This is a genomic window from Streptomyces sp. NPDC058469, assembly GCF_042721125.1.
Taxonomy (GTDB): domain Bacteria; phylum Actinomycetota; class Actinomycetes; order Streptomycetales; family Streptomycetaceae; genus Streptomyces.
This window is the reverse complement of sequence record NZ_JBHXME010000240.1, coordinates 1-12,246: the sequence shown is the minus strand read 5'-3', so window position 1 is coordinate 12,246 and position 12,246 is coordinate 1. Positions and strand designations below refer to the sequence as shown.

General features: G+C 69.4%; 10 protein-coding genes and 1 pseudogene. 6 read left to right on the top strand and 5 right to left on the bottom strand.

All coding sequences use genetic code 11. The annotated features are described in order from the left end of the window. Nucleotides 1–1,385 (bottom strand): annotated as a pseudogene (locus ACFWP5_RS49190) (hypothetical protein); the annotation flags it as partial. 277 nt (nt 1,386–1,662) lie between these two features. Here ACFWP5_RS49190 and ACFWP5_RS49185 point away from each other — a divergent pair. The 3 genes from ACFWP5_RS49185 to ACFWP5_RS49175 all read left to right on the top strand — a co-directional run bounded on the left by ACFWP5_RS49185 (nt 1,663) and on the right by ACFWP5_RS49175 (nt 4,123). After that, entirely contained in the window at nt 1,663–2,415 is a 753-nt protein-coding gene (locus ACFWP5_RS49185) for a GPP34 family phosphoprotein (RefSeq protein ID WP_317880987.1), read from the top strand. Nucleotides 2,416–2,813: 398 nt separating this feature from the next. Then, nucleotides 2,814–3,671 (top strand): helix-turn-helix domain-containing protein, encoded by an 858-nt coding sequence (locus ACFWP5_RS49180; RefSeq protein ID WP_384172880.1) that lies wholly within the window; start codon nt 2,814–2,816, stop codon nt 3,669–3,671. Between the two features lie 242 nt (nt 3,672–3,913). Next, a complete protein-coding gene (locus ACFWP5_RS49175) occupies nt 3,914–4,123 on the top strand; it encodes a DUF397 domain-containing protein (protein WP_384172877.1) in 210 nt (69 codons plus the stop codon). Nucleotides 4,124–4,304: 181 nt separating this feature from the next. Here ACFWP5_RS49175 and ACFWP5_RS49170 read toward each other — a convergent pair whose 3' ends face one another. The 3 genes from ACFWP5_RS49170 to ACFWP5_RS49160 all read right to left on the bottom strand — a co-directional run bounded on the left by ACFWP5_RS49170 (nt 4,305) and on the right by ACFWP5_RS49160 (nt 6,972). Then, nucleotides 4,305–5,177 carry a MerR family transcriptional regulator gene (locus ACFWP5_RS49170; RefSeq protein WP_384172874.1) on the bottom strand — a complete coding sequence of 291 codons (873 nt, stop codon included), beginning with the start codon at nt 5,175–5,177 and terminating at the stop codon, nt 4,305–4,307. Nucleotides 5,178–5,424: 247 nt separating this feature from the next. Continuing rightward, complete coding sequence (locus ACFWP5_RS49165; protein WP_384172871.1) at nt 5,425–5,928, bottom strand: glutathione peroxidase; 504 nt, start codon at nt 5,926–5,928, stop codon at nt 5,425–5,427. Nucleotides 5,929–5,937: 9 nt separating this feature from the next. Next, on the bottom strand, nt 5,938–6,972 hold the full coding sequence (locus ACFWP5_RS49160; RefSeq protein WP_384172868.1) for an ArsR/SmtB family transcription factor: 1,035 nt from the start codon (nt 6,970–6,972) through the stop codon (nt 5,938–5,940). A gap of 71 nt (nt 6,973–7,043) precedes the next feature. On the opposite strand from ACFWP5_RS49160, the gene ACFWP5_RS49155 reads away from it, so the two are divergent. The 3 genes from ACFWP5_RS49155 (at nt 7,044) to ACFWP5_RS49145 (ending at nt 11,503) form a co-directional block, all read left to right on the top strand. After that, on the top strand, nt 7,044–8,231 hold the full coding sequence (locus ACFWP5_RS49155) for an MFS transporter (protein ID WP_384172865.1): 1,188 nt from the start codon (nt 7,044–7,046) through the stop codon (nt 8,229–8,231). Nucleotides 8,232–9,079: 848 nt separating this feature from the next. Then, nucleotides 9,080–10,201, top strand: coding sequence for a GNAT family N-acetyltransferase (locus tag ACFWP5_RS49150; protein WP_384172862.1), 1,122 nt, complete (start codon nt 9,080–9,082; stop codon nt 10,199–10,201). Between the two features lie 192 nt (nt 10,202–10,393). Beyond that, on the top strand, nt 10,394–11,503 hold the full coding sequence (locus tag ACFWP5_RS49145) for a DUF475 domain-containing protein (RefSeq protein WP_384172859.1): 1,110 nt from the start codon (nt 10,394–10,396) through the stop codon (nt 11,501–11,503). Between the two features lie 4 nt (nt 11,504–11,507). On the opposite strand, the gene ACFWP5_RS49140 is transcribed toward ACFWP5_RS49145, so the two are convergent. Next, nucleotides 11,508–12,011: a hypothetical protein gene (locus ACFWP5_RS49140; protein WP_384172856.1), complete on the bottom strand. Its 504-nt coding sequence runs from the start codon at nt 12,009–12,011 to the stop codon at nt 11,508–11,510. Between the last annotated feature and the right edge of the window lie 235 nt (nt 12,012–12,246).

Genomic DNA, 12,246 nt, shown 5'->3' with positions numbered 1-12,246 from the left:
TCGGTCTGAGTCAGGTCGTCGGTCTTGGGCTCGGTCGAGCCGGGGGACGTGCCGTCTTCGGCGGACTTCGGACGGTCGTCGGTCTTCGGCCCGGTCGAGCCGGGGGACGTGCCGTCTTCGGCGGACTTCGGACGGTCGTCGGTCTTGGGCTCGGTCGAGCCGGGGGACGTGCCGTCTTCGGCGGACTTCGGGGCGGTGTCGGCCTCGGCCGCGTCCACCTCGGCTTCCGCGGGTTCGGCTTCAGGAGTCTCGGCAGCCTTGGGGGCATCGTCCGAGGTGGTGTCGGCGGCTTCCGGGTGCTCGTCAGCATCCGCGTCGGACCTGTCGGCCTGCGCAGCCCCGGCCTCCGGAGTCCCGTCCGCCTTGGAAGCGTCCTCCGAGTCGCCGTCGGCGTCGCTCTCGGCGGCAGCGTCAGCGACCTGCTCACCCTCGGTCACGTCTTCGTCGCCGTCGCCGTCGGACTCGGACGCGGTCTCGGCGTCAGCCGCATCGCGCGCCTCGTCGCCCTTGGCGGGCTTGGCGTCCTCGGGGTCACCAGTCGTCCCGGCGGCACCCTCGGCCCGCTCGCCCGCGGCGGCCTCCTGGGCGGTCTCAGCGCCCTTGGAGGCGTCGGCCACGGAGACTTCCCCCGCGTCCTCGGCGTCCGGGCTCTCCGGGCCTCCAGAGGGCGTCTCCGCGTCCTCGGGGCCCTCGGCCGTGGCAACGTCCTCCGCACCCTCGGTCACGTCAGCCGCCTCGCCCCCGGCCGACTTCTCGGCGCTCTCGGGGTCTTCGGCGCCGGCAGACGATTTCCCGGCCGACTTCTCGGCGTCCTCGGGGTCTTCGGCATCAGCGGCGCGATCCGCGCCCTGACCACCCTCGGCGGTCGGCTTCTCCCCGTCCGACCCCGACGTCACCCAAGCCGCCACAGCCGCACGCAACCGATCATCGCGCTCCGAGCCGCCCTTGGCGGAAGGGTTCTGCGTATCGGCGTCCTCGGAGGTCTCGGCGTCACCGGAGCCACTGGAGCTACCGGCGCCACCGGAGCCACTGGCCTCACCGGAGCCACTGGCCTCACAGGACCCAGCCGGCTCACCGGACCCAGCCGACCCACCGGCCTCGCCCGAGGCACCCGCACCCGCCTCTGCCTCAGCCCCCTCGGGCACCTCGGTGGGCTCGGCCGGCTCCGACCGCAGCTCCCGGATCGAGAAGATCTTCGTCGCCGTATCCACGCCACCGCGCTGAGCCGTGGACGGTGTCGCGTCCTCGCGGGCCACCGCCAACCGGGGATCGCGCTCACCCCGGGCCTCAGGAACCGGACTCGCGCTCCCCGGCGTCGGTTCTGCCGACGACTCGCGCTGCTTCGACCTGTCGGGGGACTCGCCCGCCACCGATGCCTCCTCCATGCGCCGCACGCTGCGCGTGCGTCAACCGAACCGACCGAGATAACCGAGTTAGCTACAAAAACAGCTGGAAAATCAGCTGGAAAATCTCATACCCGCGGTTCGGACAACGCATCAACACCGTTGTCCGAACCATGTACCAGTGTCCTGTGTGCGGGCTTAACCCCTGCGGTAGACGAGAACGACATACCTGCTGGTTCCATCACGAAGCGGTCACGCACCCTCGACAGACCAATGTGAGAGGGGTCACCCTGTCATTCATCCACGCGGGGAGGCATGGATGGGCAGGAGCCGCAGAACTCTTCCGGAAGAGCTTCTACTGCTGGCATTGGACCCGGCCACGGGTACCACTGCACAGCCGCAGTCGCTCGACCTCGGTCTGGCCGGAGCACAGCTAGTGGAGCTGGCGCTGGCCGGACGGATAGCCCCAGACGGGGATCGTATCGCCGTGGTCGTGCCACGGCCGACCGGAGATCCGACTTTGGACTGCGCGTTGGAGTTGCTGCGAAGGCGTGGCGCTCCCGTACGGGCAGTGAACTGGATTGGCGGGCCCCGACTGGGACTTCGCCAGACCTACCTCTCGCATCTGGAGCGGTGCGGCATGGTGCATGCCGTGGCGGGACAGATGTGCGGGGTATTGCCGACGACTCGCTATCAGGCGACGGACAACGAGATCAGCCGTGAGATCAGAGGCCGACTCGATTCCGCGATCCGCACCGGTGTGCCACCGGACCCGCGGACAGCCGCGCTCGCCGCACTGGCGCACGCGGTCGGTCTCGGCAAACACCTGTATCCGGGTAATGAGGGACGCTCGTCCCGCTCCCGGCTGCGGGACCTGATCAGACACGACCCCATGGGCGGACTCGTGGCGCATGCCGTGATGGACGTCCAGAACGGAGTGGCGGCACAGCCACGCCGTAGCCCGGCCCCGGCCGGCCGTCAGGCCGTGCCCGGATCAAGGCCACCGGAACCGGCTCGTGGTGTTCCGATGCAGCCGCACCGCGGCACCATGGCGCGCGCCGTGGCTCACTGAGCCGCAGTACCACGGCACACGTCGGCATCACGAACGACAGTCACGACACGACCGCACGACCGCACGGCCGAAGCACCGCACCACCGCAAGGCCGTAGCACCGCACGACCGCAGTACACGCACGCCGCACCGCCAGTCCCCAAGACCCGGTTCGGGAGCCGCTGGTCCGAGCGGGGTGGAGTAGACGTAACGTCTCTCCACCCCGCTCGGCCGCATCTACGGACGCCGCAGGCAACCGGAACATGGCTCGTACCTGCCGCATATCCACCGTTTCCCAGCGGTAGAAACCACCTTGGTGGCAGTCTGCTCAACAGCAGATACGCAAAGTGGCAAGCAGCGAGCAGCACGTAGCAGCAAGCAGTGGCAAGTAGAGGCATGCAGCCGGAGGTGCACGTTCCCGTGGCGTCAAGTGTCAATCCCACCGTCAGGAGACGCCGGTTGGGCCAGGAGTTGCGTCGACTCCGCGAGCTCAAGGGCATGACGGCCGAAGAAGTCGCCGAGCGGTTGCTGGTGTCGCAGTCGAAGATCAGCCGGCTGGAGAACGGGCGGCGCAGCATCAGCCAGCGCGACGTCCGCGACCTGTGCGGGGTCTACGAGGTCGAGGACGTCCGCATCGTCGACTCACTCATGCAGATGGCCAAGGACTCGCGCCAGCAAGGCTGGTGGCACTCCTTCGGCGACATCCCGTACAGCGTCTACATCGGGCTGGAGACGGACGCGGCGAGTCTGCGCGTCTACGATCCCCAGGTCGTCCCCGGTCTGTTGCAGACCCGGCAGTACGCCGAGGCGCTCATCACCGGGGCGTTGCCCGAGACCGCCCTGGCCGATGTCGAGAAGCGGGTCCAGGTGCGGCTGCGCCGGCAGGAGCGGATCTCCGCCCCGGAGAACCCGCTGCGGCTGTGGACCGTGATGGACGAGTCCGCGGTGCGCCGCGTGGTCGGCAACCGGTCCCTGATGCGGGACCAGTTGGAGCATCTCGTCGAGCAGTCCCAACTGCCGCACGTGACCGTGCAGGTGATCCCGTTCGACATGGGCGCCCATCCCGGGCTCAACGGGCAGTACGCGATCCTGGAGTTCCCCGACGCGGCGGACTCCAGCGTCGTCTACATCGAGGGCGTCACCAGCGACCTGTACCTGGAGAAGGCGAACGACGTCCAGAAGTACAGCGTGATGTACGAGCACTTGAGGGCGCAGGCCCTGAACGTGGACCAGTCCCGTCAGTTCATCGCGGACATCGCGAAGGATTACGCGCGCTGAGGGGCCCCTCCGGCGGAAGGTGCCGCACAGTACACCTTCCGCCGGGCGGGATGGAAGACACCAGGGGTATATGCCACCCGGTCGAGTGAATGGCCGCTCCGCCCGCCGATGTTGGCGAGTAGCGTCGATCACGCCATCGAGCAACGCACGTTGGCGCAAACCGTGTTGCGCGTCCGGAGTGTTCGTGGTCGGACGTGACGCGCGGTGACAGCAACTCATCAACTGGCATAACCGGAGCAAAAATGGCAATTCGTCAGGGCGCCACGGACACGTGGACCAAGTCCTCGTACTCCACCGGGAACGGCGCATGCGTCGAGATCAAGTCACCGGTTCTCGCGGCCATGGCCGTACGGGACTCCAAGGTCGACGGGGGTCCGGCGCTGGCCTTCCCCGCCGACTCGTGGAACGTCTTCGTGGCAGATGTCGCGCGGGGGGCGCACGACCTTCACTGATGTGGCTGGGTCACCTTTCACAACTCCATAAGCAGCACAGTGCAGTTCATGCACGACAAGCACGACAAACAGCACAAGCACCACATGCGGTACAAGCATTCAAGAAGAGCCCTCTCGACTGGCCCGCCGTCCTGGCCGAGGGGGCTCGGCTTGTGCCCGGCGCCGTACGCCGACCGGCGCCTCACTCCACCGCGAGCGCCACCGGGAGTGCCACCGGGAACGCCACGTCGCACACCGGGTCCCCGGGGCCCGCCGCGTCCCAGTCCGCGAAGTACACCTCGCGGCACGGCCCGGCGTACCGCAGGCCCTGCGCGGCGACCCACTGCTCCACCGCCTCGAACGCGGCCAGGATCTGCGGATGCGCCACCTGCGCCTTGGTGATCCGGGCGTACGCCAGCCGCCGGGCCGGCTCCACCCGGACCGCCGTCTGCCAGGCCCGCCCCTGCGCTGCCGCCCAGGCCCGCGCCGCCGCCTCGTCCGCGACCGGTACGCAGGACTCGGCCGGGCCGTCGCTCTCCATCGACACCTCGGCGTGGTAGACGACGAACGGCGCGGCGCTCACGCCCCCGCACTCCTTCGCCGCCGCCTCAAGTCGCCCCAGCGAGGCCCCGATCCAGGCCGGCAACTCGTCCGCGAGGGTGTGCCGGGTCTCGGTGATCAGCACCTGTTCCGGTACCTCGACCGTCTCGACCACGAACTTTCCGTACATCTCGGAGCTCCTCCCCGACAGCCGTGCACGGAGGTACTCGGCGAGCGTGCGCTGCCCGGCGACCTTGGTCTCGACGTCCGTCCAGTACGCGGCGAGGAGTTCCGCCGCGTCCGCCCCGTCGGCCTCGACCAGCTCGGCGATCCGGGCCAGCGGCATGTCCAACTGCCGTAGCAGCGCCACGAGTCGGGCCCGTTCGACCTGGTCGGCGCGGTAGTAGCGGTAACCGCTGACCTCGTCGACACGATCCGGGCACAGCAGCCCGAGCCGGTCGTACAGCCGCAAGGCCTTGGCCGAAAGCCGCGCCCGCGCCGCGAACGCGCCGATGGTCAGCAGTTCGTCGTCCACGCTTGCAGCCCCTTTTTCGGTCGGCTCGCCTCCGGCGCGCCAAAGCCGGCGTTGAGCCCGTGACCGTGCTCAGCCCTTCGGGCCTCCGCGCTCCCCCACGCTCGAATACGCTCGCGCGGGAGGGGCCCCCATCGCTCTCGACACCGACGCGCCCCTTTGGCTCGCTCGCCCTCCGTCACCGGGCGGTTTCTTTCCGCCCGGCGACAGGGACGCTCAGCCCTGCCCCAGGGGCAAGGTCAACACATTCCTAGGCGAGGGCGCCGTCGACCGCCGCCACGAGCTCCGCCGACTCCGGCTCGGTCTGCGGGGAGAAGCGGGCGACGACCGTACCGTCGCGGCCGATCAGGAACTTCTCGAAGTTCCAGCGGATGTCACCGGTGTGGCCCTCGCCGTCCGCGAAGCCGACGAGCCGGTCGTACAGCTCGTGCCGGCCGTCCCCGTTGACCTCGACCTTCTCGGTCAGCGGGAAGGTCACGCCGTACGTCGCCGAGCAGAACTCGGCGATCTCCTCGGCGCTGCCCGGCTCCTGCCCGAGGAACTGGTTGCAGGGCACGCCCAGCACGGTGAAGCCCTGCGCCGCGTACCGCTCCTGGAGCCGCTCAAGGCCCGTGTACTGGGGGGTCAGCCCGCACTTGGAGGCCACGTTCACCACGAGGACGGCCTTGCCCGCGTACTGGGAGAGGTCCGCCGAGCCGCCGGCGAGCGACCCGATCTGGACACCGAGGGGACCCGTGTTCTCTGTAGTCGTCATAACCGGATGCTAACTCCGGTAAATGTCGTTCTCCCCACGGGGCCCAGGGGTCTCCGGGCCTACGGGCGGCCCGTGCGTCTCAAGCCCGGCCGCTTTCACCACGACCTCCCCGGCCGCAGTCCGCGAATACAGCACCGACCGCCCCGCCCGCCGCCGCTCCACAAGACCCGCGTCCAGCAGCACCCGCAGATGCCGCCCCACCGAGCCCAGCGCCTGCCCGGTCACGGCGGTCAGCTGGCTGGTGCTCATCGGCGACCCGAGCAGCGTCAGCACGGCCGCCCGCGAGGGGCCCAGCAGCGCGCCCAGGCTCTCGGGCACGGGCCGCCCGCCATGGTCGGCGAGGACTCCCGCGCACGGGTAGATCATGGCGTACCGGTCCGGCTCCTCCCATGACGCCCACCCGGCCCTGGGCGTGACCGGCATGAAGAGCAGCTCGGCGCCGGAGATCTCCCGTGGCGGGTTCTCGTGCAGATTGATCTGCAGCCGGTTCTCCCCGAGCCACCGCGTCCGCCCCGGCTGCAACGCGTCCAGCACGGCCGCCCAGCCGCCCTGGCTCACCTGCGTGGTCCGTGCGACGACATCGGCCTCCAGCACACGCCGCCGCCGCGCCCAGTACGGCCGTACGGTCTCCTCCCAGACGTACTCCAGGACGCGTGCCGCCCGCTCGGGCAGATCGTCGCGCTCCAGGGCGGCGGGGAGCGGCCCGGCGAGGGAGACGCGCAGGTTCGCCCGCGCGTCCTGGGGCCGCGTCTCCCGCACCCGGGCGACGGTCTCCGCGAACGACTCCCGGTCCGTCTGCGTCGGACAGAAGAAGTCGGCGATCCAGGACCGCCCGAGCCCCGCCCGCACCAGCGCGCCGGTGACCGGATCGGCCGCCAACAGCCCTTGATATCCCGGCAGATGGTCCCGCAGCCACACCTGCTCACCGGGGTGCGCGCCCACCCCCGCGTGCAGCAGTTTCAGCGAGGCGAAGGTCTCCGCGAACGACGACAGCACGAACCGGCTCCGGGCGAGGGTGTCCGCGTTGAGCTGCCACAACCCCATCAGACCACCCCCGTGTTTCGCGTCCGGGCGAAAGAATAGGACCCCCGCGCCCACCCCCGCAGACTCCGCGCATGCGCAGCTACCGCGAGCTCTTCCGCGTTCCCGAATACACCCCGTTCTTCTTCTCCGCCGCCGTCCAGACCGCGGCCCTGACCATCAGCGGACTGGCGATCGCCACGCTGGTCTACCGGGCGACCGACTCGCCGTTACTGTCGGCGATGAGCATGTTCGGGCCGCAGCTCGCGCAGATGCTCGGCGCGACCTTCCTCCTGTCGGGCGCCGACCGGTTGCCCCCGCGGGCCACGCTGACCGGCATGAACCTCGGCTTCGCCGCCTGTACGGCGCTGCTGGCGCTGCCCGGCCTGCCGGTCGGGGCGGTCTTCGGCGTCGTGTTCCTCCAGGGACTGATCGCCTCGCTGGGCGGGGGAGTGAGCGGGGGTCTGCTGAACGAGATCCTGCCCAAGGACGGCTTCGTGCTGGGCCGTTCGGTGTTCAACATGGTCTTCGGACTGATGCAGGTCGGCGGTTTCGCGATGGGCGGTGCCCTGCTGGCGCTTCTGTCCCCCCGCTCCTGTCTGCTGCTGTCGGCGGCGCTGTACGCCACCACGGCCCTCGTCATCCGCGTGGGCCTGACCGCCCGCCCGCCACGCTCCTCGGGCCGCCCGTCCGTCGCGGCGACGTGGCGCACGAACGCCCTCCTGTGGTCCTCACGCCCCCGCCGCCTCACCTTCCTGGGCATGTGGGTCCCCAACGGCCTGATCGTCGGCTGCGAATCCCTCTACGTCTCCTACGACTCCGGGTCCGCCGGCGTGCTGTTCGCCTCCGCGGCGCTGGGCATGTTCGTCGGTGACATGAGTGTGGGCCGCTTCGTGCCGCCCGCCCTGCGCCCCCGCCTGGCCATCCCGCTCCGCCTCCTGCTGGCCACGCCGTACGTGTTCTTCGCGCTGCGGCCGGGGATGCCGTGGGCCGCCCTGGCCGTGTGCGTCGGTTCCGTCGGCTTCGCCGCGAGCCTCGTCCTGCAGGAACGCCTGATGGAACTCACCCCCGATGAACTCGCGGGCCACTCCTTCGGCCTGCGCTCCGCGGGCATGCTCACCATGCAGGGCGTGAGCGCGGCCCTCGCGGGCACGGTCGCCCAACTCACCTCACCGGGGACGGCGATGACCCTGATGGCCCTGGCATCGGCCGCGGTGACCCTGACGTTGGCGGCGCTCGCCCGGCAGGCGCGAGGGGAGGCCCCGGAGGTGCAAACGGCCTAAGGGTGAAGGGCGTTGGGTCGCCCGGCCGGGCGGGCAAGAACCTGGCCGGGCGTCCCGTCGCCTTCTTTACGCCCTTACGCCCTTACGCCCTTACGTCTTTACGTCTTTACGTCGGCCATCGCATCGTCACGAACGCCGAGGGAGCCCCGTTGACGCCCGAGCCCTCATCACCCCAACCACCCGAAGCCGACGCCCTGTTGAGGTTCCTCACGGCAGACCCGGAGGGGCGGCCCCGCCTCGCCCCGCGCGTCGCGGACGCGGTCGGTGCGGGGCCCCTGGAACGGATCGTCCAGGCGACCCTGACCCGCACCGGCCCCCGCCACCGTGACGGACAGCCCCGACGGCCTTCTCGTGACCGGCGAGGAGGGCCAGGTGCGCGCCTGGGCCCGCGCGGCGCCGGACGGCGAACTCCTCGCCCTGTACGTGGAAGGCGCCCGCTACCCCCCGCCCAGCAGCCGCGCCTCCCGCGCCGTACGGTCGAGGCGGGAGCCGCCCTCGCTACCAACTCCCGTACGGGAACCACGTGTTCATCGGCACGGGAGAGACAGACAATTCCGGCAACATTACCGAGACCTACCTCCACCTTCACCTTCACCTCCACCTCCACCTCCACCTGCACGCGGAGCGTGACGGGGTCGGGCTGGACCTGCGGTTCAGGGGGATACCGGGGAGGTTGTACCGGGGGAGGATGATCCGTACTTTTCCGTAGCCACAGGCATCCTTGACAGCGTGCGTACTGTTTCGCGACGTTTGAGCCCTGCCGAACTGTTCGTGTCTCGTCGTACCTTGGGATATGTACGCAGGACGCGGACGACGCGTCGTGGGGGAAAGTGGGGGGACGGTCGCCCATGCGATCCAACAGCAAGGCGGACATCACGATCCACAGACCGGAGGAGCTCACCACCACGCTCCGCCAGGCCTGGCACAAGGCGATGGACGAGTCGCCGGACTACGCGAACCCTTTTCTGGCACCGGAGTTCGCGGACGGCGTCGGCCGCTATCGCGGCGGCGCGCAGGTGGCGGTTCTGCACGAGAGCGGAGAGCCGGTCGGCTTCTTCCCGTACGAGCGCAACCCCGTCGGCGTCGGCCGGGCCATCGGCCTGGGCCTCTCCGACTGCCAGGCCCTGGTGCACCGGCCCGGTGTCACCTGGGACGTCCAGCAACTCCTGCGGGCCTGCGGCCTGTCGGTCTTCGAGTTCGACCATCTCGTCGAGGAACAGCAGCCGTTCGGCCGCTACGTCACCGGCACCTTCGCGTCCCCGGTGATCGACCTGAAGGACGGCGACGGCGAGGTCCCCTACCCGGAGTGGCTGCGCGGCGCGTACCCGGGCATCGCCAAGACGACGCTGAAGAAGGAACGCCGGCTGGGCCGCGACCTCGGCGAGATGCGGTTCGTCTACGACGAGCGCGACCCCGAGGTGCTGCGCACGCTGATGCGGTGGAAGTCGGCCCAGTACCGCAGGACCGGCCGCATGGACCGTTTCGCGCGCCCGTGGATCGTGGACCTGGTGGACCATCTCTTCCGCGTCCGCGAGGAACACTTCACCGGCATCCTGTCGGTCCTCTACGCCGGGGACCGCCCCGTGGCGGCCCACTTCGGACCCACGTCCCGCACGCTGTTCGCGGCCTGGTTCACGGCGTACGACCCCGAACTCCGGTACTACTCGCCCGGGTTGATCATGCACCTCAGGATGGCCGAGGAGGCGGGCCGGCACGGCGTACGCCTGATGGACCTGGGGCGCGGCGACAAGGAGTGGAAGGACTGGCTCAAGACCCGCGAACTGCGCGTCGGCGAGGGCTTCGCCACCCGCCCCCACCCGGTGGCGGCGGCCCACCGCCTGTGGCGCCGCCCGGTCCGCGGCCTGCGCAACACGGTCCTGGCCCACCAGTCACTGCGCGACCCGGCGGACCGCCTCCTCAAAACGGTGGGCACGCTGCGCACGACGGGCAAGGTGCCGCCGAAGAAGTGACGCAGTGAAGAAGTGACGATGCTGCAGCGTCGACTCGGGGCCCTGGACCGGAAGGTCGAGGGCCCTTCCGCGCTCTTGGGGCCTGCCCTGTCACCTGTACGACAGGCGGTCGTGGTAGACAACGCCGATGATGGTCAGGGCTGTTGATGCCCGGCCCGCGGGCGACCGCGCGACAACAGGAAGGGGCAACCCGTGCTTCTGAAGACCTTCCGCTGGTCGTTCGCGGTCACCGCGCTCGGCCTGGCCCTGGGAGTCTGGTACGGCGGGTGGACGGCGTTCGGCGTCATCGCGATCCTCGCCGTCCTGGAGATCTCGCTGTCCTTCGACAACGCGGTGGTCAACGCCGGGATCCTGAAGAAGATGTCCGCCTTCTGGCAGAGGATCTTCCTCACGGTCGGCGTCCTGATCGCGGTCTTCGGCATGCGCCTGGCGTTCCCGGTCGTGATCGTCGCGGTCACCGCGAAGCTCAATCCGTACGACGCGGTCAACCTGGCGCTGACCGACAAGAACCGCTACGAACAGCTGGTCACCGACGCCCACCCGGCGATTGCGGCCTTCGGCGGCATGTTCCTGCTGATGATCTTCCTGGACTTCATCTTCGAGGACCGGGACATCAAGTGGCTGGGCTGGCTGGAACGCCCCCTGGCCAAACTCGGCAAGGTCGACATGCTGTCGGTCTGCATCGCCCTGATCGTCCTGCTGATCACCTCGACGACCTTCGCGACCCACGCCCACCAGCACGGCGGCGCCCACGCGGACAAGGCCCAGACGGTGCTCGTCTCCGGCATCGCCGGCCTGATCACCTACATGATCGTCGGTGGCCTCTCGGGCTTCTTCGAGGACCGCCTGGAGGCGGAGGAGGAACGGGAACGGGAGAGCGACCGCTCGGCGGTAGTCCTGGCCGGTCAGGCAGCATTCTTCATGTTCCTGTACCTGGAAGTCCTCGACGCCTCCTTCTCCTTCGACGGAGTGATCGGCGCGTTCGCCATCACCAACGACATCGTCCTGATGGCGCTGGGCCTGGGCATCGGCGCGATGTACGTCCGCTCCCTGACGGTGTATCTCGTCCGCCAGGGCACCCTGGACGACTACGTGTACCTGGAGCACGGCGCGCACTACGCGATCGGCGCGCTTGCGGTGATCCTGATGGTGACCATCCAGTACCAGATCAACGAGGTCATCACGGGGCTGGTGGGGGTCGTACTGATCGGGTGGTCGTTCTGGTCCTCGGTGCGGCGGAACCGGGCGCTGGCGGAGGGGGAGGGGGCGACGGAGGCCGTGGATACGGCGAAGGTTCCCTAGAGAGCTAGAGAGCTAGAGAGCTAGGCAGCCGGCTGCCGCTCGCTCGGTACTCCACGGTCAGTCGAACCGGACGACGAGCCACACGTTCTCCGCGCCGTGCAGTCCGCCCAGCGTCCGCATGACCTCCCACGTGGGCTCCCAGTAGCTGCTGTCCCGCGACCGTACGACGGCTGCGCGCGCCGGAGCGGTCGGTCTCGTCCCAGTCGGCGCCGGCCAACTCGTCCCCGGTGATCCAGGTGGTGCTGTGGACGCGGTCGGGCCCGCCGTACCCGGCGAAGGCGGCGCGCACCTCGTCGGACGCGTCCAACGGCAGCCCCCGCCCCTCGGCCAGCGGCCGGAACCCGTAGGAATTGCGCACCCCGAAGAGACAGGCGAGCGCGTCGTACGCGTTCCCGGTGTTGAGAAGGATCAGATCGATCGCGCCCGCCCAGACGGAGTCCTCGTCATCCGCACCCCAGATCCGAGCGCCTGGCCTGCATTTGATCATTTCGCTCACGTCGGTGGACATGCTCGGATTGTGGCGGGCGGGGGTGGGGTTCTCCTGTGGGTTTCACAGCGAAGCCGGGAGCCGCCCACCTGGTCTGCAAGCCGATGGCCCCGAAACCTGGGGCGGGTTCGGGGCCATTTCGATGGCCTGAGATATTGGCTGTGCCCTCGGCAGGATTCGAACCTGCGACACCGGCTTTAGGAGAAAACGTAAAGCGATCATGAGGATCGGTGAGGCTGAATGAACCTCGGTGAGC